Source organism: Bacillus sp. L_1B0_5 (assembly GCF_000836715.1).
GTDB lineage: Bacteria > Bacillota > Bacilli > Bacillales > Bacillaceae_G > Bacillus_A > Bacillus_A thuringiensis_S.
On record NZ_JXIS01000046.1, the window covers coordinates 71920 to 95438 of the forward strand.

Genomic DNA, 23519 nt, shown 5'->3' on the forward strand with positions numbered 1-23519 from the left:
CGAAATGACAATATCGTCATATGTTTATCAGATCCAATCCCCTCTATGCTCGCGAATAAACTTTATATCTTTTTCATAATGCTCTAGATGTCCTTCATCAATCATTCTTTGGAAGTTAATATCGCCCTCTTGAGCTTTTCTTTTCATATATGTACATAACCCTTCTAAACGAAGCAACACCATTCCTAAGTAATCTTCACCCATATTTTTACCATAGGATTGAACAAACAACTTCACTTTTTCTTTAATACGATCTGCATGTTGCGATGATTCATAATGAATGGCTTCACCAGATTCTGTATAATACACTCTACTTAAAGGCACACAAGTATAAAGTGTATAAGCGATATCCCATAGTCTTGGACCAGGAGCAGCAACATCGAAATCAATAATCCCTACTGGTTTCTCATTATTGAAAATAATGTTATATATGGCAAAATCATTGTGACATAAAACCTCAATGTTATTTGGCGTGTGATTCATCGGTTTCCAATCATCTAATAACGGAAAATCACTTACAGCATCATGGTAAAGGCGGAGCATCTTTGCGATTTCTTTTAATACATCATTAGATCGCATATATTCTTTTAAAGGATAATTGCCAGCTTCTCCTTCAATAAAGGATAAAATCTCTCTATCTTTTTCATCTACACCTAAAAACTTTGGAGCATAATGAAATCCTTTGTTTTCTAAGTGTTGTAATAGCTTATGGATCTTTGCGCTATCTGGCTTTAATTCTCGACGAACAGTATTTTCAGAACGATATACGTTCGAAACGTTTCCGCCTGTTAGCTTTTCTTCGTTATCGTAGTTTGACATGTGAAAATTCCCCCTATAATTAAAAAATCCAATTCCAAATAGTGAATAGACCAACAATGGCAGAAAAGAGAAGGCAAGCAAGGAATGCTAGACAGCCAAAAGGAACTAGCTTATCTTGCCATGTTTCTTTATACTCATAAATTAACTCCTCTGCTACTTTCTTCTGCACTGAAGATAAAGGTTGATCTTTATACAAACCTTTTAAATGGTTAGAATCGCCTTTAAACTTTAAAGCACGTGCAATATGATGAGGATTATTTCCCATTGATTTTTCAAATAATAAACATGATTCATGCATAATGTCTGTTTTATGTTTCTCTAGATACCAGTAACGTCCAGCCATTTCTGGATATTGTAATGTATAATAAATATCTCCGAGTTGTTTTCGAAGATGTAATTCATTTGGGTATGTAAAGATGAGGCCATGCAATCTATCTCTTGCTTTTCCAAGATTATTATTTTCAATATCCTCTTCGATTCTTTTTAATGTTTTTCTAGGAATTTTGTTGTTCATAAATTCCTCCTTATTTGGAATAGAGATAATTATATTTTATAAGAAATACTAAAAATTAGAAATTCCATTTTAGAAAAAGATTGTACATTTTATTTTAATGTGCTATGATGATGTCAGTTGAATAGTTAAATTAAGCAATCCATATGTTATCAAGTGCTGAAAACGAACGAGAAAAAGTATGTGAGAACTAGTTTATGTTTCGTATTTGATAATGTGTGGATTCTTTTTTTAGACAGGAAGACTAAAAAAATTAAATTTGTATTTTCTTAGGAGGAAATAATCATGGCAGTAACAGGACAAGTAAAATGGTTTAACAACGAAAAAGGCTTCGGTTTCATCGAAGTTCCAGGCGAAAACGACGTATTCGTACACTTCTCTGCAATCGAAACTGAAGGTTTCAAATCTCTAGAAGAAGGCCAAAAAGTTAGCTTCGAAATCGAAGAAGGTAACCGTGGACCTCAAGCTAAAAACGTAATCAAACTATAATTTTATAGTTGATGATGGAAAAAAGGATGGCTTATGCCATCCTTTTTTTGTTGTCTAGATATATGAGTGATAAGGACAAGGGGAAGGAAGAGGGGACGGGAGTAGGTATGATTGAAAAATATACAAGTGAAGTTGTACTTGATATATACGATTGAAGAGATAAAAGCATACGCGAAAATATATGAATATGAAGAAGAATAAAAGGCTTTCCAAAAAGGAAAGCCTTTTATTCTTCTTTCGCCACTTTTTTCTTCTCACGTTTTTTGCATTCGGGACATTTTGATTTACGAAACGGTTTGGCAAAGAATAGCAGAATAAAAAATAAACCGAATATAATACTAGCTGAGTTTTTCACGATAATGACGCTACTATTTTTCATTTGAATCGATGGTTGAATCTCTTTTTCTTCCATAGTGGCCCTCCGTATATTGGATTTACATTTTAATTATAGCAAAGTTAATTGTTGTAATGATGTGAAATGAAGAAGTGATTTCAAATATTTATAGTAGTATAAATGCTTTTTTGTGCATAATATTATCTTTTTATTATTATATACTTATTTTTTAATTTAAAGAATGTTTGATAAATGATAAAATAATGTAAAATAGTGGAATGTACAGACCATTTCCTTTTCATAGGTGCTAAAATTATACATGCAGCTGCTAATATAAATGGAAAAAGGAGATAATAGAGTATGGAAAGTAAAGTGGAACGCTATGTTGAAAATTATGTTGTAACGAAAAATACGATGGCATTACTTCCTATTATTCTCAGTGAAAAGAAAATTGTTACGCGAGTCGTTGAAATGAATGATTCTTTTTTCGTATTTCAAAAACCTCTAGATATTATAGAAAGAAGTTGCCGAAAGCATGGCTCGAGTTTCTTAGGCAGAAAAGAAGGAACGAAAGAGTTAACTAATATTACACATAAAGCACCAATTGCGATTAGTCCTACAGATCAACTTTATTTTTTCCCTACCTATTCTTACTCTAGAAAAGAGTGCGCGTGGTTGTCTCATTTTTATATTGAAAGTAATAAAGAATTAAAAGATGGAAATCTTATTATTAGATTTATAAATGGCTTTGCTGTGAAATTAGAAATATCAAAAACTAGTTTTGAAAATCAACAAAATCGTACAGCGAAATTACGTACTGAATATGAAGATCGTAGGAAAAAACAAGGGAGCCCTTGCTTTAAAGAGATTGATAAAAAAGAGGAATCAACATTAAGACCCGCTTATGAGAGAGTGTATTTTGTTAAGGAAGGCGAAGTGTGAAAGGATGGGGGAATCCCCATTCTTTTTTTATTTATCAGTCTTTGTCGATAAGGCGATATATTAGAAAAAATGAGTTGTAATTAATATGTTTAGAAAATCAACAGTGTAATTTCATGTGCCGATAAAAATATCGGAAAACCATCTAAATAACAAAACGAACGACACGTCCTGTCGAATATTGATAGATTATCATAGCTAAATAATGAAGGAATTCTTATGAAAGATATGGAAACTTTAATAAATACATCTCCATATGTCGTATCTACCATTTCCTCTTTCATATAAGCGATGATACAGTAGGGATAGTATTTAGAGTAAAGGGGTAAAGTGTAGAATGGATTTTCAGACAATCAAAGAGTATTTTTCACCAGAAAATATGGATCATATTGTTGAGAGTTATAAAGCGTTCGGACCACTTCTTGGTATTGGTTTACCGATGATAGAGGCGTTGATTCCAGCATTACCGCTTATTGTATTTGTACTGGCGAATGCTGTTGCATTTGGCTTTTGGCTCGGTTTTCTTTATTCATGGCTTGGATCAGTAATGGGTGCCTTACTTGTCTTTTTCATCATCCGCCATTTTGGTCGCAGTCGTTTCTTTTCGTTTGTAAATAAGCATGAGAGAGTACGAAAAGCAATGGGGTGGATTGAAAGGAAAGGATTCGCACCGATTTTTGTTATATTTTGTTTTCCGTTTACACCGTCAGCGCTAATAAATGTTGTCGCTGGTTTATCCCGAATTAGTGTAAAACAGTTTGGGCTAGCGTTAGCATTCGGAAAGCTTGTGATGATTTTTATTTTAACGTATATCGGTCATGATTTAATGTCATTTATTCATAATCCAGTGAAATCAGTCATTGTAGCGATTGGTATTTTTATTTTATGGTATGTCGGTAAGAAAATTGAAGTAAAGTTAGAATTACAGTAAGAATAGTCTTCTTTATAAGTGTAGGCTTCATTATTAAAGGATAAGGGGAGAAGCAGATGAAGAAAACTTTGAAAAAAGAAGGCATAGAGTGGATACGAACAATTTTAATTGGTGTATTATTAGCTGTATTTTTTCGAACGTTTTTCTTTTCAACGTATGTTGTAGAGGGGAAGTCAATGATGCCGACCTTGCAAGATGGCAATATGCTCGTTGTAAATAAGGTGAGTTATCAAGTTGGGGACTTGAACAGATTTGACGTTGTGGTGTTTCATGCGAATAAAAAAGAGGACTATGTAAAGCGAATTATCGGTTTACCTGGAGATCATATTGAATATAGGCATGATAAATTATATATAAACGGACAATTTATTGATGAGCCGTATTTAGAGAAGTATAAGAAAGAGATAAATGGAAGGCAACTAACAGGCGATTTTAAATTAGAAGAGTTAACGAAAGAAAAGCTGGTGCCACCCGGGTTTATTTTTGTAGTAGGTGATAACCGGCTCGGGAGCTGGGATAGTAGACACTTTGGCTTTGTAAAAGCTGATACAGTCGTCGGGAAAGTTGATTTGCGATATTGGCCAATTCAAGAGGTGCAAACGAATTTTTCAAAAGGTTGATATAATGAAGTAGAAGTATAGAAAAGACAAACAACTCAGTTTGTCTTTTTTCGTGTACTATAATACAATTATAGTAGCAAACTAACGTTCGTTATGTAAGTGAAAGGTGGGGTTACATGTCACTTCGATTTGTGATTGGTAGAGCGGGAAGTGGAAAAAGTACACTTTGTTTACGCGAAGTGCAAGAAGAGTTAAAACAGCGCCCGAGAGGGAAAACAATATTATATCTTGTGCCAGAACAGATGACATTCCAGACGCAGCAGGCGTTAATTGGAAGTGAGGATGTAAGAGGTTCTATTCGGGCACAAGTTTTTAGTTTTTCACGATTAGCGTGGAAGGTGCTGCAAGAAGTTGGCGGAGCAAGTCGTCTTCATATTGATGAAGCTGGTGTACATATGTTACTCCGTAAAATTGTAGAGTCTCGTAAAGATGGATTATCGGTGTTCCAAAAAGCAGCGGAGCAAAACGGTTTCTTTGAACATCTTGGCAGTATGATTGCAGAGTTTAAACGTTACAATGTAACGCCATCTAACGTATATGAAATGTGGCAACAATTAGATGCGCATAGTAGCAGTGCCGAACAAAAGTTACTAGCGAATAAAGTGTATGATTTACAGTTACTATATGATGATTTTGAGCGTGCTTTAATTGGAAAATACTTAGATTCAGAAGACTACCTGCAATTGCTAGTGGAAAAGCTTCCGCAGTCTGAATATGTAAATGGTGCGGAAATTTATATAGATGGATTTCATTCATTCTCCCCGCAAGAGTTAGAGATTTTAAGGCAGCTTATGATTTGTGGAGCGAGAGTGACGATCACGTTAACGATAGATGAAAAAACGTTAGCGCAGCCAGTAAATGAACTCGATTTATTTTATGAAACGACGTTAACGTATGAAAAAATAAAACAAGTAGCGCGTGAAGAGAAAATAGAAATTGAAAAAACAATTCCACTTATAGAACAGCCGCGTTTTCATTCTCCGGCATTAGCGCATTTAGAAGCTCATTATGAAGCGCGTCCGAATGAGAAATTTAACGGTGAAGCGAGTGTAACGATTAGTACAGCTGCGAATTTACGAGCGGAGGTAGAAGGTGTTGCTCGTGAAATTCGTAAACTTGTCGCGGATGAAAAATATCGTTATCGAGATATTGCAGTGCTTCTTCGTAATGGGGAAAGTTATTACGATGTGATGCGAACGTTATTTACAGATTATAATATCCCGCACTTCATCGATGAAAAACGCCCGATGTCACACCACCCATTAGTAGAATGTATTCGTTCTGCACTCGAGATTATTAGTGGGAATTGGCGTTATGATGCGGTGTTCCGTTGCGTGAAAACAGAGCTTTTATATCCATTAGACATAAGAAAAGAAGCGATGCGTGAAGAAATGGATGAATTTGAAAATTACTGTTTAGCGTACGGTGTACAAGGAAAGAGATGGACTGCTGAAGATCCATGGATGTATCGCCGTTATCGTTCTCTTGATGATACGAACGGGATGATTACAGACAGTGAACGTGAAATGGAAGAGAAAATAAATAGGCTACGTGACGTTGTAAGAACACCTGTTATTCGCATGCAAAAAAGGTTAAAGCGTGCAGGGACAGTTATGCAAATGTGTGAAGCAGTTTACTTGTTTTTAGAAGAACTGGATGTTCCGAAGAAACTAGAAGAATTACGTATACGTGCAGAAGAAAGTGGAGATTTCTTATTTGCGACAGATCATGAACAAGTATGGGAAGAAGTAATGAGCCTTCTTGATACATTTGTAGAGATGCTTGGGGAAGAGAAAATGTCTCTTTCTATGTTTACTGACGTTATGTCGACAGGTCTTGAGGCACTTCAATTTGCTAACATTCCGCCGTCATTAGACCAAGTGTTAATTGCTAATATTGATCACTCCAGGTTATCTGACGTGAAAGCAACGTTTATTATAGGTGTAAATGAGGGTGTCATTCCAGCAGCACCTATGGACGAAGGGATGCTTTCTGATGAGGAAAGAGAAGTTCTTGGTGCGGCAGGGATTGAATTAGCGCCAACGACAAGACAAACTTTGTTAGAAGAACAGTTCGTTATGTATCAAATGGTAACGAGAGCGTCTGAGAAGTTATACATTTCATGCCCGCTTGCAGATGAAGAAGGAAAGACGTTACTTGCGTCTAGCTTTATTAAGAAAATAAAAAGAATGTTCCCTAATGTGAAAGATTCATTTATTACGAATGACGTAAACGATTTATCACGTTCAGAACAAATTTCATATGTAGCAACGCCAGAAGTAACGTTATCTTACGTTATGCAGCAACTACAAACGTGGAAGCGATACGGATTTGAAGGGAATTTAGACTTTTGGTGGGACGTATATAATTTCTACGTAACTTCAGATGAATGGAAACAAAAAAGTAGCCGCGTCTTATCAAGTTTATTCTATCGAAATCGTGCGCAGAAACTAAGTACAGCAGTAAGTAGAGATTTATACGGAGATACAATTAAAGGAAGCGTCTCTCGTATGGAACTATTTAACCGTTGTGCATATGCTCATTTTGCGCAGCACGGTTTATCGCTTAGAGAGCGTGATATTTTCAAGCTTGATGCGCCAGACATAGGCGAATTATTCCATGCGGCATTAAAGAAAATTGCGGACAAGTTATTGCGTGAAAACCGCACTTGGGCGGATTTATCCATAAAAGAGTGTGAACATCTTTCTGTTTTAGTAATAGAAGAAATCGCACCGTTATTACAACGACAAATTTTATTAAGTTCAAACCGTCATTTCTATTTAAAACAAAAACTACAACAAATCATTTTCCGTACGTCAATCATTCTTCGTGAACATGCGAAGTCGAGCGGATTCGTACCAGTTGATTTAGAGGTGCCGTTCGGTATGGGTGGTACAGGATCGCTTCCGCCGATGGAATTCTCATTACCAAATGGTGTGAAGATGGAAGTTGTCGGCCGTATTGACCGTGTTGATAAGGCAGAAGATGAAAACGGGACGTTCTTACGTATTATTGATTATAAATCAAGTTCAAAAGCGTTAGATTTAACGGAAGTGTATTACGGATTAGCACTTCAAATGTTAACGTATTTAGACGTTGTTACTTCAAATGCACAGACGTGGATGAAAAAAGGCCACGCAGCATCACCAGCTGGTGTACTGTACTTCCATATTCATAACCCAATTGTTGAGATGAAAGGTGACGCATCTGAAGCTGAGATTGAAAAGGAAATATTAAAGAAATTTAAAATGAAAGGACTCGTACTAGGAGATGCTGACGTTGTTCGTTTAATGGATAACAAACTTTCAACAGGAAGTTCAGATATTATTTCTGCTGGCCTGAAAAAAGACGGTAGCTTTAGTGCGCGTTCAAGTATTGCAAGCGAGCAAGAGTTTAACGTACTACAGAAATATGTACACCATACGTTTGAAAATATCGGAAAAGACATTACAGAAGGTGTTATTGATATTGCTCCTTATAAAATGGGAAATAAAGCAGCATGTACGTTCTGTAACTTTAAATCTGTTTGTCAGTTTGATGAGTCACTTGAAGATAATCAGTTCCGATCGTTAAAAGATATGAAAGATAGTGAAGCGATGGAGAAAATAAGAGAGGAGGTTGGCGGAGAATGATAGAAAATTGGCCTAAAAAACCAGAAGGTAGTCAATGGACGGATGACCAGTGGAAAGCTGTTGTAGCGAACGGACGTGATATTTTAGTTGCGGCTGCAGCTGGGTCAGGTAAAACAGCAGTATTAGTTGAACGTATTATCAAGAAGATTATTAATGAAGAAAATCCAGTCGATGTCGACCGCCTGCTCGTTGTAACCTTTACGAATGCAGCAGCGCAAGAGATGAAAAACCGAATTGGGGAAGCGTTAGAAAAGGTATTAATTGATGAACCAGGATCTCAGCACGTAAGAAAGCAGCTGAGCCTATTAAATAAAGCTTCCATTTCAACAATTCATTCATTTTGTTTACAAGTCATTAGAGGATATTACTACATGCTTGATGTTGATCCTCGTTTCCGTATCGCGAATCAAACAGAAAATGAATTGTTAAAAGAAGAAGTGCTAGATGACATATTAGAAGAAGAGTACGGAATCGAAGATAATACAATCTTCTTTGAACTTGTTGATCGTTATACGAGTGACCGTAGTGATGATGACTTACAACGTATGATTTTAGCGCTTCATACAGAGTCAAGAGCGCATCCAAATCCGGGAAAATGGCTTGATAAATTAGTAGAAGCATATGACGTAGAAGGAAAGACTATTGAAGATTTAGTATATGCTTCTTACTTATTAGAAGATGTGAAATTCCAGCTTGAAACAGCGGAACAGCATATTCGTAAGGCAACTGAACTCGCAATGCTTCCTGACGGTCCTGCTCCTCGCGTTGAAACCCTGCAAGCAGATGTAGCTTTACTTGGAACGCTATCATCAGCTGCTCGTGAGTCGTGGACAAGATTGTATGAAGCGATGCAAAACGTATCGTGGCAAACATTAAAGCGTATTAAGAAAAGTGATTACAATGAAGATGTTGTAAAACAAGTAGACTCTCTTCGTAATAAAGCGAAAGATGAAGTAAAGAAATTACAAGAAGAGTTATTTAGCCGCAAACCTGAAAGTTTCTTACGAGATTTTCAAGATATGCACCCTGTATTAGAAAAGCTTGTTCAACTTGTAAAAGTATTTACAGAGCGTTTCCAAGCGATGAAGCGAGATAAAGGAATGGTCGATTTCACAGATTTAGAGCATTTCTGTTTACAAATTTTAAGTGAACAAAGTGAAAATGGTGAAATGAATCCTTCAGCAGTAGCGCTTCAATATCGTAATAAATTTGCTGAAGTGTTAGTCGATGAATATCAAGATACGAACTTTGTACAGGAATCCATTATTAAATTCGTAACGAAAGATTCTGAGAGTGAAGGAAACTTGTTCATGGTTGGTGATGTAAAGCAGTCGATTTATCGTTTCCGACTAGCCGAACCAGGACTATTCCTAGGAAAGTATAAACGCTTCACACAAGAAGGGTCGGGCGGCGGAATGAAGATTGACTTAGCGAAAAACTTCCGTAGTCGTCATGAAGTACTAGCAGGTACGAACTTTATTTTCAAACAAATTATGGGCGAAGAAGTTGGGGAGATTGACTACGATGCTGATGCTGAATTAAAGCTAGGTGCTAGCTATCCAGAAGGTGAAGATGTAGCGGCAGAGCTATTATGTATTCAGCAAACGGAAGAAGAAGTAATGGATGGAGAAGAAGGTGCAGAAGTCGAAAAAGCACAGCTAGAAGCTCGTCTTATGGCGCAGCGTATTAAAGCGATGGTTGATTCAGGTTATGAAGTGTATGATCGTAAAAATGATAGTATGCGCCCTGTACAATACCGTGATTTCGTTATTTTACTCCGCTCGATGCCGTGGGCGCCGCAAATTATGGAAGAGTTAAAATTGCAAGGAATTCCAGTATATGCTGACCTTGCGACTGGTTATTTTGAAGCGACAGAAGTAAATATTATGATGAACGTATTCCGCGTTATTGATAATCCGATGCAAGATATTCCGCTTGCAGCTGTACTTCGTTCACCGATTGTGGGACTAAATGATGAAGACCTTGCGACGCTTCGTGCTCATGGGAAGAAAGGGTCATTTTATGAAGTAATGAGCTCGTTCTTAAAAGGAGCACCGCTTGAAGAAGAGCAAGAACTTCATGATAAATTAGAGTGGTTTTATAATTTACTGCAAGGGTGGCGTGAATTTGCACGTCAACAATCACTTTCTGATTTAATTTGGAAAGTGTACGGTGAGACAGGTTATTACGACTTCGTTGGCGGTTTACCAGCAGGAAAGCAAAGACAGGCAAACTTACGCGTACTATATGACCGTGCAAGACAATATGAAGCAACATCATTTAGAGGGTTATTCCGCTTCTTGCGTTTTATTGAACGTATTTTAGAACGCGGTGATGATATGGGTACGGCGAGAGCCCTCGGTGAACAAGAAGACGTTGTTCGCATTATGACGATTCATAAAAGTAAAGGGCTAGAGTTCCCGGTCGTATTTGTAGCTGGACTCGGTCGTCGTTTTAATACACAAGACTTAATGAAGCGTTTCTTACTGCATAAAGATTTCGGTTTCGGTTCACAATTTATCGATCCGCGTAAACGAATTAAATATACGACATTATCGCAACTTGCAATTAAACGCAAAATGAAAATGGAATTAATCGCGGAAGAAATGCGTGTATTATATGTAGCGTTAACGCGTGCGAAAGAGAAGTTAATTTTAATCGGAACAGTTAAGGATGCAAATAAGGAAATGGAAAAATGGCTTGATGCGAGGGAACATAATGAATGGTTATTACCAGATCACATACGTGCCGGAGCGTCTTGTTATTTAGACTGGATTGCACCTTCATTATATAGACATCGTGATAGTGAAATGCTTCTTGAATTAGGACAAGGAAGTATTCCAAGTGAAATTTACGGGTATGACACTAGCTGGAAAGTAGAAGTTGTGGACGGTAATACGCTACTTGCACCAGAGCCAGTTCAAGAAGAGAAACAAGAATTGTTAGAAGCGCTTCGTGAGAAAAAGGCTGTTCCATTAGAAAGTGAACGGAAAGAAGAAGTGTATAACAGATTAATGTGGAAGTACGGATATGAGGATGCGACATCTCATCGTGCGAAGCAGTCTGTTACAGAAATAAAGAGAAATTATCAATCTGAAGAAGGTAGCGATAACGCCTTTATTAAAAAACTACGTGCACCAATTAAAACACGCCCGCGCTTTATGGAGAAAAAAGGGTTAACGTACGCAGAGCGTGGAACAGCAGTCCATGCCGTTATGCAGCATGTTGATTTGAAGAAGCCGATTACGGTTGAAGTTCTTCAAGAGCAAATTGCTGGAATGGTAAATAAGGAATTATTAACATTCGAGCAGGCGGAAGAAATAGCGATTGAAAAAGTAATTTCATTCTTTGACAGTGACTTAGGTAAAAGGGTATTAGCGGCAAAAAGTGTAGAGCGCGAAGTACCATTTACGATGATGCTTGCAGCAAAAGAAGCATATCAAGATTGGCAAGGGAAGAGTGAAGAAACGATTCTTGTCCAAGGGGTTATCGACTGCATGATTGAAGAGGAAGATGGCATTACGTTAATCGACTTCAAAACAGATACGATTGAAGGGAAATTCCCAGGCGGATTCGAACAAGCAAAACCAATTTTAGAAGATCGATATAAAGTGCAACTTTCGTTATATGCAAAAGCACTGGAGAAAAGCTTACAACATCCTGTGAAAGAGAAATGTTTATACTTCTTTGATGGGAATCACGTTGTAAATATTGAAGGATAGACAACAGAAAGGGGCTATAAAAAAATGACAACGTTAAGAACTTGTGAACAGGGACACGAGTACTATAAAAGTAGCGATTGTCCAACTTGCCCAACCTGTGAGAAAGAGAGAAAACCAAAAGAAGGTTTTCTCTCTCTTCTTTCAGCGCCAGCAAGAAGGGCATTAGAACACCGTGGAATTCAAACTGTAGAAGAACTCTCAAAATATAGTGAAAAAGAAATTTTAAAACTGCATGGTATGGGACCTGCGTCTTTGCCGAAGCTTAGACATGCTTTGGAGGAGAGCGGATTATCATTTAAATAAAATGAAATAGTGCCTCTTCACTACTTACTTGTTTATACTACTATTTGTGAACAGTAAAGCTCTTGATTATTAAAATTTCATTTTAATAATTTGAATTAGATAAAAGAAAAAAGTAGGAGAATATCTCCTACTTTTTTTACGCTGTTCCAATCTGATCTTGATCCGCCACATCAGAATCAAACGTATTTGTTGCACTAACACCGCTAAAAGTATTCACAACAAACCCAACATTGGAAGCTCCAGATCCGTTATAGGCTTTCGTGTTTTCTTTCGGAGACACGTTATAAAAATCTCCTAAGTTGAAAGAGCCGTTACTGTTTTGAACGACGAGATTTCCTACAACCGAAGGCATACCATCCACCTACTTTACTAAGCTTTTTAATTACTATATGAATTATTGTGCGGAAGGTTCATCCGTAATATATTGGCGGATTTGCATAATACGAGAGTTATTAAAAACATAATCAACATTTCCAATTTGAAAGCAACCAGAATTTAAAAGTGTCCGCAATTCAACATTATTAACTTCAATAAAAGGGCATTCATTTACAATGTTTAATTTTACATCTGTCGTTCGTTTTGGAATTGTAATGTGTTCATCTGTAAAGATTTCAAAAGCATCAAAGCGACCTTCTCCCCTTATATAACAAGGAATTTCACGGTGGACGGCAAGAGCTCTACTTTTTAATTCCATTTGGTTTGCATCTCCAACTTGAAATACGGCAGTAATCCCTAAAGAAATAATAGAAACATTTTGGACAATGGACACATGATGCAACATAATTTCTCAGTCTCCTTATTAACCTGGAGTAGGAGGGACATCTGTTACTAATGGTACAAATGGTCCCTCTGTAACAGTTTCGAATGGTGTATCGAGAATAGAAGATAGAATGAGGAGATTGGCATCTCCAATTAAAAAGAGTGCGGACGACGATACACCGTTCATTTTAATCTGTCCGACTTTTAACTCACGGTTTACAACGTTAAGGTTCATACATACTTACTCCTTTCGGAAATTTCCCGGTATGTGCTGAATAAAGGAGAGAAAGGCTTTGTCAATATCTTGTTTCATTGCCTGAATAATGATATCTCGTAAATAATCTGGATCTGTTGAAATACCTTCATATGATTGAACTTGTGATAAATAATAAGGGAGGCGATGCTCCATCTGTTTTTTTATGTCATCCACCATCATTTGTCGATACATTTCATCAAGCGGTGTTCTCTCTTCTTGTTCAAAATGTAGAATACGATTATATGCTTCTTCATCTAAGTATCGATGCATTTCTTGGAGGATACCTTGATAAAAGTCTGGGTTTGTTTCGGTTTCAGGATTTACCTTCAATGTTTCTGTATCCACTTGAAAATCTTCAATTTGTTGTCCTTTTGCTGAAAATGGATTTAAGCCAATATTTAAAGTACCATTTAAATTTTCGACTTTTAATTGATCGAATTTGTATTCCACTTTTCCTACAGAAGAGGACGGGCGATTTTTTAATTCGTTAAGCTCTTCTTGGAGTTGGCGTACTTGATCTTCTAAATTCAGGATGGCTGCTTGTTGTGTTTGAAGAGCTTGTTGAAGTTGGTGTAAGTAAGTATATATATCTTGATTCATTTGTGAAACCTCCTTTTCAATAGGGAGGGTAAAAATATTCCTGCTATATATTTATGACAAGGATGTCTTAAGAAGAACTAGTTGATGGTTTGATAGAAATAATTTGTCCTTTTGCCTGTAATGGGCGAAGTGGCTCCGTAAATCCGCCCGTATTTGAAAATTTAGATAGGGCTTTAATACTTCCAGCAGTACCAATTTGGAATACAGAAGAGGTTGTGATGCTATCAATTTTAATACTGTTGATGATGATACTTTGGTTTACATACAAATTCAATGCAATCGCCTCCTTTAAGTTGAGCCAATTATCGCTTGATCGATTACATCTGAATCGTTGACAGTCGTTGCACTTTGATAATTGTAGACAGAAACGTTATCTCCAACGTTGAAAGAGCCGGCCCCGGCGAAAGCGCGTGAGTAACTAATAGGCCTAATCGCAAATACATCTCCGATATGAAAAATACCACTTGATCCAATATTGACGATGCGGATATGTCCGACCATAGCTGGCATACAAAACACCTTTCGTTTTTAAAATTTTCTTTTCTACTATTGTATGGGCGTTTCTAATAAAATGTGTGTTTTTTTGAAATAAAAGAAACACACGCGTTATTGCGCGTGTGTGTTGAACGTTTGAGTAGGGTGGAAATCCGTATGTACATGACAAATTACATTTAAGAGCCTGTCCAGTTCTTGGCTACAATCCACTGTTCTTTGAGAAGTCATTCCGTAGCGTTCAGCAAAATAGATCATTTTTTCACGTTTTTTTTCAATAGCTTGCTCAAACATTGAAATCGGCTCCATCTCTAAATGAAATTTTTAGTATATATGTAGTACATATTATACAAAAAATTCATAAAAAAGAAATGCCTTCGCTAAAAAAAGTAAAATTTCTACATTTTATGCTAAATAATGAATAAGTAACGAATAAGGTGCGAGAAGAATATTGTAAAAATTAGCGTGCATGAGAAGGTTTTTTTCTTGCGGATGCGAATACAATTAAAGGGCATGAGTTTTAGGATGGAGAGTGGAAATATTGCGTTTTGTAACGGCGAAGAAAGAAGAAAAGGTATTTGTAGGTATTGTGGATGAAGAAGAAGAAAAGGTATTACACTTAAGAGAAGCGCAAAGACAAAAAGGGGAAAAGGTTACAATCCCTATTACAATGTTAGAGTGTATTGAAAGAGGGACTGAATGCTTTGAGAAAGTATGTGAAATTGTAAATTGGGCAAAAGAGAACGGGGAAGCGGCGTATTATCCGTTAACAGAGGTGAAAATATTAGCGCCGATTCCAAGGCCAAGAAAGAATATTTTGTGCGTTGGAAAAAACTATCGTGAGCATGCGGTAGAAATGGGCGGAGTAGAGTCTATTCCAGAAAATATAATGATCTTTACGAAAGCACCAACAACAGTTATTGGCATAAATGAGCAAATTAATGGTCATCCTCACGCAACGGACGAACTAGATTACGAAGGAGAACTAGCTATCATTATTGGTAAGCGAGGGAAGCAAATTAAAAAAGAAAAAGCGCTTGAGCATGTTTTTGGTTATACGATTATAAATGATGTAACAGCTCGAGACATTCAAAGAAAACATAAACAGTTTTTCCTTGGGAAAAGCTTCGATACATTTTGCCCGATGGGACCGTATTTAATTCATAAATCGGTGGTTAATGCGCCGAATGAATTACACATTGAAACGGTAGTAAATGGAGAAGTAAGGCAAACTTCCAACACAAATAAAATGATTTTTTCGATAGAAGAAATTATTTCAACGATAAGCAAAGGAATGACTTTAGAACCAGGCGATATTATCGCAACAGGAACCCCGGCTGGTGTCGGAAAAGGTTTTACACCACCGAAGTTTTTACATGCTGGTGATGAAGTGGTCATTACAGTAGAAGGAATTGGTACTTTGCGAAATGTAGTGAAATAAAGAAAAGAGCTATCTTGTATAAAGATAGCTCTTTTCTATGGTCTCGGATTATAGAGGTAATCGATAACGGCAAAAGTGTAAAGACCAATGAATGCAAGTGTACAAATGCCAAATAATATAACCGCAAGTGCGCTTTTTTCTCGTCCAAAACCAATGATAGTAAGAATAACAGCAGTCCAAAATGATGCTTTCAGTAATGTGAATGTAGTAGGAGTTGAGTAATGAAGCCATGTTGTGGAAAGTAGGAAGCCAAAGAATGTAACTAAAATAAAAGATGTAGCTAAATAGTTAATCTGTTTACCATATCTTAATAGCATATCGCACCTCCTTTATAATTCAAAAATACAGAAAATTACAATTTCATCTTAATATAAATGAATATAAAAAGAAAGAGGTTGTCCCAACATGTTGGACAACCTCTCTATTATTACGATAATACAGCTTTAATTTTTTGGAATGCCCACTCTAAATCTTCTTCAGAGATTACTAGAGGTGGTGCGATACGAATTACGTTTTCGTGTGTTTCTTTACATAGTAGCCCAGCTGCTTTTAGTTGTTCACAGTAAGGACGAGCTGGCTCGTTTAATTCGATACCGATGAATAAACCTTTACCGCGAACTTCAGTGATCATTGGGTTATCAATTTCTTTTAATTGCCCAACTAATTTTTCTCCTAATTGAAGAGAACGCTCTGTTAATTTTTCTTCTTCTAACACTTCAAGGGCTGCGATAGACACAGCACATGCAAGTGGGTTACCACCGAATGTAGAACCGTGAGAACCTGGCTCAAATACACCTAAAATGTCGCGGTTTGCTGCAACGCAAGAAATCGGGAACACACCGCCACCAAGTGCTTTACCAAGTATGTACATGTCAGGAGTTACATCGTCCCAGTCACAAGCGAATACTTTACCAGTACGGCCTAAGCCTGTTTGAATTTCATCTGCTACGAATAAAACGTTTTCTTTTTTACATACTTCAAGAGCTTCTTTTAAGTAACCAGCTGGTGGGATGTTAATTCCTGCTTCACCTTGAATTGGCTCTAAAATGAATGCTGCTGTGTTTGGTGTAATTGCGGCTTTTAATGCTTCTAAATCACCGTAAGGAATTACAACGATGCCAGGAAGCATTGGACCGAATCCACGCTTGTACTCTTCGTTTGAAGACATAGAAACAGAACCCATTGTACGTCCGTGGAAGTTATCTTCACAAACGATGATTTCAGCACGGTTTGCTTCTACTTTCTTCACATCATAAGCCCAGCGACGAACTGTTTTAATTGCAGTTTCAACAGCTTCAGCACCTGTGTTCATTGGAAGTACCATTTCTTTATTAGTTAGTTTCGCAACTTTTTCGTACCAAGGACCTAATTGATCGCTATGGAAAGCACGAGAAGTTAACGTAACACGATTAGCTTGGTCAATTAAAGCGTTAATAATTTTCGGGTGACGATGACCTTGGTTTACTGCAGAATATGCACTTAATAAGTCCATATAGCGGTTTCCTTCAGGATCTTCTACCCAAACACCTTCTGCTTTAGAAATAACGATTGGAAGTGGGTGATAGTTATTTGCTCCGTATGTGTCTGTAAGTTCGATAATATCCTTAGTTTGAATCATGATTGTTCCCCCTTTTGTTATTACAAGAAGTTTGTAAATACTCTAAATATTATAGCATTTAAATGTAAAAAAGCGAAACATTTCCTGAAAATAAATGAACATGTTATCATATAGAGTGAAAAAGTGTGAAAAGAGGAGGTAAGGGATACGATGGTACATATGCATATTACAGCATGGGCGTTAGGTTTAATTTTATTCTTCGTTGCGTATTCACTTTATTCAGCAGGGAGAAAAGGTAAAGGTGTACATATGGGGCTTCGCCTAGTGTATATCTTCATTATTGTGACAGGCTTCATGTTGTACATGAGTATTGTAAAGACAGCAACAGGTAGCATGCACATGTGGTACGGCTTAAAAATGTTAGCTGGTATTTTAGTTATCGGTGGAATGGAAATGGTTCTTGTAAAAATGAGCAAAAACAAACCAACAGGGGCGGTTTGGGGCTTATTTATTGTTGCGTTAGTAGCGGTATTATACTTAGGACTAAAATTACCGCTTGGCTGGTACGTATTTAAATAAAAATAAAACCACCTTATAATCTCAAGTGTTTGGGAGATAAGGTGGTTTTTTATTTTAAGTTGCATCGATATGCAACTCTTCTCCGTTTACTTTCGTAAAACGAAACATATTTTTATTGGATGTAGTGTGACGGACGAAATGGTGCTGCAGTGTACAAATCATTTCTTCGTTATCAAATAGAAGAATGTTTACTCCTACGCGTGACTCCTCTTTCGGCAAGAAGGATAAATAATTATGACAATACATGCAATCATATAAAGAGTAGTGAAGTGATTGCAATGATTCGGTTAATAATGTGAAGACGGAGTCAGGTAATTCTTCGAGCCATTCATTATAGCTAAGAAGTAATTTTTTTCGAATACGTATCATTTCCCCGTTTTGCAGGTGGTGCTGTTCGTTGGCAATTTGTAATATATCTTGTTCATAGAAACGAGCTGGTAGCCAGTTGCTGTTATATAAAATCTCAAAACCATCTTCGGCAATATCTTCTAATAAAAATGCTTCATCATTTTCATCATCAAAGAATACCCATTCATTGTTTATATATTCTACATTACCGACTGTATGAGCGCGGGGCTGGTTATATAAAATATGGTTACGTTGTATCATACACGATTTCTCCTTTATGAAAAGTAGTTATTCCTGTTATAGACAGTTCGTGCATTCTTTATAACTAGACACATCTAGACATAGGTGGGCATACAATAAAACACGTTTTACTGAGTGAGAATGCTATTCCATATGTGGATAGTAGGTTATCGTCAAGTTTTTCATTTTTTGATCCGCACTCTTAGGGTGGGGATTACTGCACGTTCAAGAAAAGAAATAAGATGGAAGGATGATTTATATGTGCGGGATTACAGGATGGGTGGATTATAAACGCTCATTAGAAGGAGAAAGAGATGTCGTTACGAAAATGGCTGAGACGTTAGCAAAACGTGGTCCGGATGATAATAAAGTTTGGATTAAAGGCAATGTCGCATTTGGGCATAAACGATTAATCGTTGTTGACCCTGAGGGCGGGAAGCAACCGATGACTTGTTTAAAAGATGAAACGAATTACGCCATTTGCTATAACGGTGAACTTTATAACACAGAAGACATTCGAAAGGAATTATTAAGAAGAGGATATACGTTCAAAGGTCATTCTGATACAGAAGTATTATTAGCTTCTTATATTGAATGGAAAGAAGAATGTGTCGATCATTTAAACGGTATATATGCGTTTGCTGTATGGGATGAACAGAAAGAACAAGTATTTATTGCGCGAGATCGACTAGGTGTAAAACCGCTATTTTATAAATATGATAGTGGGCGATTGCTATTTGGTTCAGAGTTAAAAGCGATACTGGCTCATCCAGATGTGAAGGCGGAAGTAACGTTAGAAGGGTTATCCGAAATATTCGGTCTTGGACCATCGAGGACACCTGGTCATGGTATTTATGCTGGTATAAAAGAATTACGTCCAGGTCATGCGATGACATTTTCAAAGAACGGTTTATGCATATGGAGATATTGGAATGTGGAAAGCAAAAAACATGAAGATTCCTTTGAAGAAACAGTAGAGAAAACACGCTTTTTATTACAAGATGCGATTACAAGGCAGCTTGTTTCTGATGTACCGCTATGTACTTTTTTATCAGGTGGTGTAGATTCGAGCGCTATTACAGCTATTGCAGCGAAAGAATACGAGAGATCAGGAAAAGGGCAATTACACACATATTCTGTTGATTACGAAGATAATGACAAATACTTTAAAGCGAATGCGTTCCAGCCAAATTCAGATGCTCCGTTTATTAATTTAATGACTGAGACATTTCAAACAACCCATCATCGCTGCGTCATTTCGAATGAAAAATTAGCAGAGTATTTAACTGAAGCAGTACTCGTTCGGGATTTGCCTGGTATGGCAGATATCGATTCGTCATTATTATGGTTTTGTCGTGAAATTAAACAAGATTTTGTCGTCGGTTTATCTGGGGAATGTGCAGATGAAATATTTGGTGGATATCCGTGGTTTTATAGAGAAGATGATTTACAATCGAGTGCCTTTCCGTGGATGCGCTCTACAGAAGCACGTGAACAACTGCTAAAGAAAGAATGGAGAAATAAATTAAATTTACAACAATATGTACAAAGGCGCTATGAAGAGTCGATTCAAGAAGTTCCTATTTTAGAGGGAGAAAGTCCACTAGAAGCAAAAAGACGCCAATTATTTTATTTAAATATGGTATGGTTTATGACAACATTATTAGACAGAAAAGACCGCATGAGTATGGGGGCAAGTTTAGAAGTACGTGTTCCATTTGCAGATCATCGCCTTGTCGAATATGCGTGGAATATTCCTTGGGAAATGAAAATGTATAAAAACCGCGAAAAAGGTCTATTACGTAAAGTGTTAGAAGATGTACTTCCACATGACATCTTATATAGAAAGAAGAGTCCTTATCCGAAAACGCACAATCCACACTATACAAAAGCAGTAACAGTATGGCTTCAAAATCTATTAATGGATAAAGGTTCAATTTTACACGAATTGTTTGATAAAGAGCAGTTGAACGGATTAATTCAGTCTGGTGGCAGTGCATTTCAAACACCATGGTTTGGTCAATTGATGACTGGGCCACAGCTTTTAGCTCATTTAGCACAAATTCACGTTTGGTTTAAAGAATATGGGGTAAATATTAAGGAATAAGGGAAAAGCGGCTTACAATTATGTAAGTCGCTTTTTATTAAAGAAATTGTCATATAAAATTCAAAATCACCTTATAAATAATACTTAATTAGAATTATTATTTTGACGTACTTATTATTGCTTGTTATAATTGGAAACAAACGTTCTGAAAAGGATTCTCATTTATAAAATTGAGGTGTTATATAGATGACAAAGAAAAAAATAGGTTTACTCGTAATGGCGTATGGAACACCAGAATCATTAGACGATGTAGAGGCATATTATACACATATCCGTCACGGGCGTAAGCCGTCAGAAGAAGCGCTTGAAGATTTAATTGGGCGCTATAAAGCGATTGGTGGAATTTCGCCGCTTGCAAAAATTACGAAAGAGCAGGCGCATAAATTAACAGATTCAATGAATAACATATTTACAGAGTATGAATTTACTTGTTACTTAGGTTTAAAACATACTGCGCCATTTATAGAAGATGCTGTAGAGGAAATGAAGCGAGATGGAATTGAGCAGGCGATTAGTATTGTGTTAGCGCCGCATTATTCGACTTTTAGCATTAAAGCGTATAATGAGCGCGCAATTTGCCTATCAAAAGAAATAAAAGGTCCTGTTATTGAACCGATTGAGCAGTGGTACGACGAACCAAAATTTATCTCTTATTGGGCAGATCAAATAAAAGAGACGTTTACTAATATTATAAATAAAGAGAAAGCCGTCGTAATTTTTTCGGCGCATAGTTTGCCAGAAAAAATTATTGCAGCAGGAGACCCATATGTAGAGCAACTAAAGCATACTGCAGATTTAATTGCAGAAGCTGCAAATATTCAAAACTATACAATTGGTTGGCAAAGTGCTGGGAATACTCCAGATCCATGGATTGGTCCAGATGTGCAAGATTTAACGAAAGATTTATATGAAGAGCATGGGTATGAATCTTTCATATATTGTCCAGTTGGTTTTGTGGCGGAGCATTTAGAAGTTTTATATGACAACGATTATGAGTGTAAAGTTGTAACTGATGAATTAAATGCCAAATATTTTAGACCGAATATGCCAAATGCACAATCTGCATTTATCGACTGTTTGGCTGAAATTGTTTCCGAAAAAGTGAAGGAAATAGTTGACAAAGATTTAGTTTTGAATAATAATTAGTTTATAATAATTTTAAATAAATAATAATTACTATGAAAGAAAGAGGAGGATCCCCCTAGATGAATCCAAATAATCGCTTAACAACAAACCAAGGTGCTCCAGTTGGAGACAACCAAAATTCTCGTACAGCTGGTCGTCGTGGACCGGTATTATTAGAAGACTATCATTTAGTAGAAAAACTTGCGCACTTTGATCGTGAACGTATTCCGGAGCGTGTTGTGCATGCACGTGGTGCAGGTGCTCACGGTGTATTCGTAACGAGAAATAGTATGAAGCAATATACGAAAGCAGCATTTTTACAAAATGAAGGAACTGAAACGCCTGTATTTGTTCGTTTTTCAACGGTTATTCATGGTCAAGGTTCTCCTGAAACAGCACGTGACCCACGTGGGTTCGCTGTTAAATTTTATACAGAAGAAGGAAACTACGATATCGTAGGTAATCATTTACCAGTTTTCTTCATTCGTGATGCAATTAAATTCCCTGATATGGTTCATTCTTTAAAACCAGCACCGGATACAAATATTCAAACGCCAGATCGTTATTGGGATTTCATGACGTTAACTCCAGAATCTACACATATGATGACATGGGTATTTTCTGATTACGGTACACCAGCAAGCTATCGCGAAATGGAAGGTTTCGGTGTCCATTCATTTAAATGGATTAATGAAGAAGGTAAAATTGTCTACATTAAATATCACTGGAAACCACAGCAAAGTGTACGTAACTTAAGCGCAAAAGAAGTGCAAGAAGTACAAGGAAAAGACTTCAACCATGCAACTCGTGACTTGTTCGATGCAATTGAAAAAGGAAATTATCCGAAGTGGGATTTACACGTACAAGTGATGCAACTAGAAGAAACGGATTCTTTAGATTTCGATCCATTAGACCCAACGAAAGTATGGCCAGAAGATCGCTTCCCATTAATTGAAGTAGGGACGATGACGTTAAATCGTAACCCGAAAAACTTCTTCGCAGAAGTAGAGCAAGTGGCGTTCTCTCCAAGTGCAACTGTAAATGGTATTGAACCATCTGAAGATAAATTATTACAAGGTCGTTTATTCTCTTATCCAGATACACAGCGTTACCGTCTGGGGGCAAATTATTTACAAATTCCAGTAAACTGCCCGTACGCAGCTGTTAACAACCAACAACGTGATGGCGCGATGCAAATGAATCAAAATCCATCTACAATTAACTACGAACCGAGCCGTCATACTGAAAATCCAGTTGAAGATAAGGCTTACCGCGATTCAACTATGAAAGTAGAAGGTTATGTATCTCGTGAAAAAATCGAGAAACCAAATGACTTTAAACAAGCAGGTGAGCGTTACCGTTCATTCTCTAAAGAAGAGCAAGATAACTTAATTGCAAACTTAACAAATGACTTAAAAGACGTAAATGAACGCACGAAATTACTAGCTGTTTGTAACTTCTTCCGTGCAGATCAAGAATACGGTATGCGTTTAGCGCAGGCATTAAATGTTGATATTACGCAATATGTAGGAAATGCTCCGAAATAAATAGGGAAAGACGACCGGGTTTCGGTCGTCTTTTTTGTATAAAGTTATGTGGGGTATTTTGCTTGTAAATTATGTCGGAATTTGTTTGTAAATCGATATGTTGTGTCGAACCGTTGATATATTGAAAGAAACAATCGATATATTTGAAAAATCGTTGATATATCCAA

The 23519-nt window shown here is 36.9% G+C and carries 25 protein-coding genes; 12 read left to right on the forward strand and 13 right to left on the reverse strand.

Annotated features, from left to right (window positions below):
• Positions 1-27: 27 nt before the first annotated feature.
• A complete protein-coding gene (locus RT27_RS15720; RefSeq protein WP_029442115.1) occupies positions 28-819 on the reverse strand; it encodes a phosphotransferase in 792 nt (263 codons plus the stop codon).
• Positions 820-838: 19 nt separating this feature from the next.
• Positions 839-1333, reverse strand: coding sequence for a DUF6584 family protein (locus tag RT27_RS15725; RefSeq protein WP_043936617.1), 495 nt, complete (start codon positions 1331-1333; stop codon positions 839-841).
• Positions 1334-1615: 282 nt separating this feature from the next.
• Here RT27_RS15725 and cspA point away from each other — a divergent pair, with 282 nt between their 5' ends.
• Complete coding sequence (gene cspA / locus RT27_RS15730) at positions 1616-1819, forward strand: RNA chaperone/antiterminator CspA (protein ID WP_000301522.1); 204 nt, start codon at positions 1616-1618, stop codon at positions 1817-1819.
• Between the two features lie 226 nt (positions 1820-2045).
• On the opposite strand, the gene RT27_RS15735 is transcribed toward cspA, so the two are convergent.
• Positions 2046-2231, reverse strand: coding sequence for a hypothetical protein (locus RT27_RS15735; protein WP_016082506.1), 186 nt, complete (start codon positions 2229-2231; stop codon positions 2046-2048).
• Positions 2232-2513: 282 nt separating this feature from the next.
• Between RT27_RS15735 and RT27_RS15740 the strand changes: the two genes are divergently transcribed.
• The 6 genes from RT27_RS15740 to RT27_RS15765 all read left to right on the forward strand — a co-directional run bounded on the left by RT27_RS15740 (position 2514) and on the right by RT27_RS15765 (position 12300).
• Positions 2514-3095 carry a competence protein ComK gene (locus tag RT27_RS15740; RefSeq protein WP_043936618.1) on the forward strand — a complete coding sequence of 194 codons (582 nt, stop codon included), beginning with the start codon at positions 2514-2516 and terminating at the stop codon, positions 3093-3095.
• Between the two features lie 334 nt (positions 3096-3429).
• Positions 3430-4023: a TVP38/TMEM64 family protein gene (locus RT27_RS15745; protein ID WP_043936619.1), complete on the forward strand. Its 594-nt coding sequence runs from the start codon at positions 3430-3432 to the stop codon at positions 4021-4023.
• Positions 4024-4079: 56 nt separating this feature from the next.
• A complete protein-coding gene (lepB, locus tag RT27_RS15750; RefSeq protein WP_016082503.1) occupies positions 4080-4643 on the forward strand; it encodes a signal peptidase I in 564 nt (187 codons plus the stop codon).
• A 116-nt stretch (positions 4644-4759) separates the two neighbouring features.
• Positions 4760-8275 (forward strand): helicase-exonuclease AddAB subunit AddB, encoded by a 3516-nt coding sequence (addB, locus tag RT27_RS15755; RefSeq protein WP_043936620.1) that lies wholly within the window; start codon positions 4760-4762, stop codon positions 8273-8275.
• Positions 8272-11997, forward strand: a complete 3726-nt coding sequence (gene addA / locus RT27_RS15760) for a helicase-exonuclease AddAB subunit AddA (RefSeq protein ID WP_029442119.1) — start codon at positions 8272-8274, stop codon at positions 11995-11997. The genes addB and addA overlap by 4 nt, the downstream gene beginning before the upstream one ends.
• A gap of 24 nt (positions 11998-12021) precedes the next feature.
• On the forward strand, positions 12022-12300 hold the full coding sequence (locus RT27_RS15765) for an RNA polymerase alpha subunit C-terminal domain-containing protein (protein WP_016082500.1): 279 nt from the start codon (positions 12022-12024) through the stop codon (positions 12298-12300).
• Positions 12301-12436: 136 nt separating this feature from the next.
• Here RT27_RS15765 and gerPF read toward each other — a convergent pair whose 3' ends face one another.
• From gerPF to RT27_RS15800, 7 genes are all read right to left on the reverse strand, one after another.
• Complete coding sequence (gene gerPF, locus RT27_RS15770; RefSeq protein WP_001141570.1) at positions 12437-12652, reverse strand: spore germination protein GerPF; 216 nt, start codon at positions 12650-12652, stop codon at positions 12437-12439.
• Positions 12653-12694: 42 nt separating this feature from the next.
• Positions 12695-13081, reverse strand: coding sequence for a spore germination protein GerPE (locus RT27_RS15775; protein WP_016082499.1), 387 nt, complete (start codon positions 13079-13081; stop codon positions 12695-12697).
• Positions 13082-13099: 18 nt separating this feature from the next.
• A complete protein-coding gene (gene gerPD / locus RT27_RS15780; protein ID WP_001052807.1) occupies positions 13100-13294 on the reverse strand; it encodes a spore germination protein GerPD in 195 nt (64 codons plus the stop codon).
• A gap of 6 nt (positions 13295-13300) precedes the next feature.
• The gene (gene gerPC / locus RT27_RS15785; protein WP_001070761.1) at positions 13301-13915 is read right to left on the reverse strand and encodes a spore germination protein GerPC; all 615 of its coding nucleotides are present in this window, start codon (positions 13913-13915) and stop codon (positions 13301-13303) included.
• Positions 13916-13982: 67 nt separating this feature from the next.
• Positions 13983-14189 carry a spore germination protein GerPB gene (gene gerPB / locus RT27_RS15790; RefSeq protein WP_001055456.1) on the reverse strand — a complete coding sequence of 69 codons (207 nt, stop codon included), beginning with the start codon at positions 14187-14189 and terminating at the stop codon, positions 13983-13985.
• A 14-nt stretch (positions 14190-14203) separates the two neighbouring features.
• Positions 14204-14425, reverse strand: coding sequence for a spore germination protein GerPA (gene gerPA / locus RT27_RS15795; RefSeq protein WP_001111187.1), 222 nt, complete (start codon positions 14423-14425; stop codon positions 14204-14206).
• A 96-nt stretch (positions 14426-14521) separates the two neighbouring features.
• On the reverse strand, positions 14522-14701 hold the full coding sequence (locus tag RT27_RS15800) for an aspartyl-phosphate phosphatase Spo0E family protein (RefSeq protein WP_016082498.1): 180 nt from the start codon (positions 14699-14701) through the stop codon (positions 14522-14524).
• Between the two features lie 247 nt (positions 14702-14948).
• Here RT27_RS15800 and RT27_RS15805 point away from each other — a divergent pair, with 247 nt between their 5' ends.
• Positions 14949-15848 (forward strand): fumarylacetoacetate hydrolase family protein, encoded by a 900-nt coding sequence (locus RT27_RS15805; protein ID WP_029442121.1) that lies wholly within the window; start codon positions 14949-14951, stop codon positions 15846-15848.
• A gap of 35 nt (positions 15849-15883) precedes the next feature.
• On the opposite strand, the gene RT27_RS15810 is transcribed toward RT27_RS15805, so the two are convergent.
• The gene (locus tag RT27_RS15810; protein ID WP_016082496.1) at positions 15884-16165 is read right to left on the reverse strand and encodes a hypothetical protein; all 282 of its coding nucleotides are present in this window, start codon (positions 16163-16165) and stop codon (positions 15884-15886) included.
• Between the two features lie 110 nt (positions 16166-16275).
• On the reverse strand, positions 16276-17466 hold the full coding sequence (rocD, locus tag RT27_RS15815) for an ornithine aminotransferase (RefSeq protein WP_000616660.1): 1191 nt from the start codon (positions 17464-17466) through the stop codon (positions 16276-16278).
• A gap of 150 nt (positions 17467-17616) precedes the next feature.
• Here rocD and RT27_RS15820 point away from each other — a divergent pair, with 150 nt between their 5' ends.
• Entirely contained in the window at positions 17617-17985 is a 369-nt protein-coding gene (locus tag RT27_RS15820; RefSeq protein WP_016082495.1) for a YisL family protein, read from the forward strand.
• A 54-nt stretch (positions 17986-18039) separates the two neighbouring features.
• Here the strand turns inward: RT27_RS15820 and RT27_RS15825 are convergent, their stop codons facing one another.
• Positions 18040-18594, reverse strand: coding sequence for a DUF2777 domain-containing protein (locus RT27_RS15825; RefSeq protein ID WP_016082494.1), 555 nt, complete (start codon positions 18592-18594; stop codon positions 18040-18042).
• A 238-nt stretch (positions 18595-18832) separates the two neighbouring features.
• Between RT27_RS15825 and asnB the strand changes: the two genes are divergently transcribed.
• The 3 genes from asnB to katB all read left to right on the forward strand — a co-directional run bounded on the left by asnB (position 18833) and on the right by katB (position 23352).
• Positions 18833-20680, forward strand: a complete 1848-nt coding sequence (gene asnB / locus RT27_RS15830) for an asparagine synthase (glutamine-hydrolyzing) (protein ID WP_043936621.1) — start codon at positions 18833-18835, stop codon at positions 20678-20680.
• 186 nt (positions 20681-20866) lie between these two features.
• Positions 20867-21826 (forward strand): ferrochelatase, encoded by a 960-nt coding sequence (hemH, locus tag RT27_RS15835; RefSeq protein WP_043936622.1) that lies wholly within the window; start codon positions 20867-20869, stop codon positions 21824-21826.
• A gap of 59 nt (positions 21827-21885) precedes the next feature.
• Positions 21886-23352 (forward strand): catalase KatB, encoded by a 1467-nt coding sequence (gene katB / locus RT27_RS15840; RefSeq protein ID WP_043936623.1) that lies wholly within the window; start codon positions 21886-21888, stop codon positions 23350-23352.
• Positions 23353-23519 lie beyond the last annotated feature (167 nt).

What these genes read in the sequence shown, in the direction of transcription:
- RT27_RS15720 (WP_029442115.1), bottom strand. Translation starts at nt 819, where the DNA reads ATGTCAAACTACGATAACGAAGAAAAGCTAACAGGCGGAAACGTTTCG.
- RT27_RS15725 (WP_043936617.1), bottom strand. Translation starts at nt 1,333, where the DNA reads ATGAACAACAAAATTCCTAGAAAAACATTAAAAAGAATCGAAGAGGAT.
- cspA (WP_000301522.1), top strand. Translation starts at nt 1,616, where the DNA reads ATGGCAGTAACAGGACAAGTAAAATGGTTTAACAACGAAAAAGGCTTC.
- RT27_RS15735 (WP_016082506.1), bottom strand. Translation starts at nt 2,231, where the DNA reads ATGGAAGAAAAAGAGATTCAACCATCGATTCAAATGAAAAATAGTAGC.
- RT27_RS15740 (WP_043936618.1), top strand. Translation starts at nt 2,514, where the DNA reads ATGGAAAGTAAAGTGGAACGCTATGTTGAAAATTATGTTGTAACGAAA.
- RT27_RS15745 (WP_043936619.1), top strand. Translation starts at nt 3,430, where the DNA reads ATGGATTTTCAGACAATCAAAGAGTATTTTTCACCAGAAAATATGGAT.
- lepB (WP_016082503.1), top strand. Translation starts at nt 4,080, where the DNA reads ATGAAGAAAACTTTGAAAAAAGAAGGCATAGAGTGGATACGAACAATT.
- addB (WP_043936620.1), top strand. Translation starts at nt 4,760, where the DNA reads ATGTCACTTCGATTTGTGATTGGTAGAGCGGGAAGTGGAAAAAGTACA.
- addA (WP_029442119.1), top strand. Translation starts at nt 8,272, where the DNA reads ATGATAGAAAATTGGCCTAAAAAACCAGAAGGTAGTCAATGGACGGAT.
- RT27_RS15765 (WP_016082500.1), top strand. Translation starts at nt 12,022, where the DNA reads ATGACAACGTTAAGAACTTGTGAACAGGGACACGAGTACTATAAAAGT.
- gerPF (WP_001141570.1), bottom strand. Translation starts at nt 12,652, where the DNA reads ATGCCTTCGGTTGTAGGAAATCTCGTCGTTCAAAACAGTAACGGCTCT.
- RT27_RS15775 (WP_016082499.1), bottom strand. Translation starts at nt 13,081, where the DNA reads ATGTTGCATCATGTGTCCATTGTCCAAAATGTTTCTATTATTTCTTTA.
- gerPD (WP_001052807.1), bottom strand. Translation starts at nt 13,294, where the DNA reads ATGAACCTTAACGTTGTAAACCGTGAGTTAAAAGTCGGACAGATTAAA.
- gerPC (WP_001070761.1), bottom strand. Translation starts at nt 13,915, where the DNA reads ATGAATCAAGATATATATACTTACTTACACCAACTTCAACAAGCTCTT.
- gerPA (WP_001111187.1), bottom strand. Translation starts at nt 14,425, where the DNA reads ATGCCAGCTATGGTCGGACATATCCGCATCGTCAATATTGGATCAAGT.
- RT27_RS15800 (WP_016082498.1), bottom strand. Translation starts at nt 14,701, where the DNA reads ATGTTTGAGCAAGCTATTGAAAAAAAACGTGAAAAAATGATCTATTTT.
- RT27_RS15810 (WP_016082496.1), bottom strand. Translation starts at nt 16,165, where the DNA reads ATGCTATTAAGATATGGTAAACAGATTAACTATTTAGCTACATCTTTT.
- rocD (WP_000616660.1), bottom strand. Translation starts at nt 17,466, where the DNA reads ATGATTCAAACTAAGGATATTATCGAACTTACAGACACATACGGAGCA.
- RT27_RS15820 (WP_016082495.1), top strand. Translation starts at nt 17,617, where the DNA reads ATGGTACATATGCATATTACAGCATGGGCGTTAGGTTTAATTTTATTC.
- RT27_RS15825 (WP_016082494.1), bottom strand. Translation starts at nt 18,594, where the DNA reads ATGATACAACGTAACCATATTTTATATAACCAGCCCCGCGCTCATACA.
- asnB (WP_043936621.1), top strand. Translation starts at nt 18,833, where the DNA reads ATGTGCGGGATTACAGGATGGGTGGATTATAAACGCTCATTAGAAGGA.
- hemH (WP_043936622.1), top strand. Translation starts at nt 20,867, where the DNA reads ATGACAAAGAAAAAAATAGGTTTACTCGTAATGGCGTATGGAACACCA.
- katB (WP_043936623.1), top strand. Translation starts at nt 21,886, where the DNA reads ATGAATCCAAATAATCGCTTAACAACAAACCAAGGTGCTCCAGTTGGA.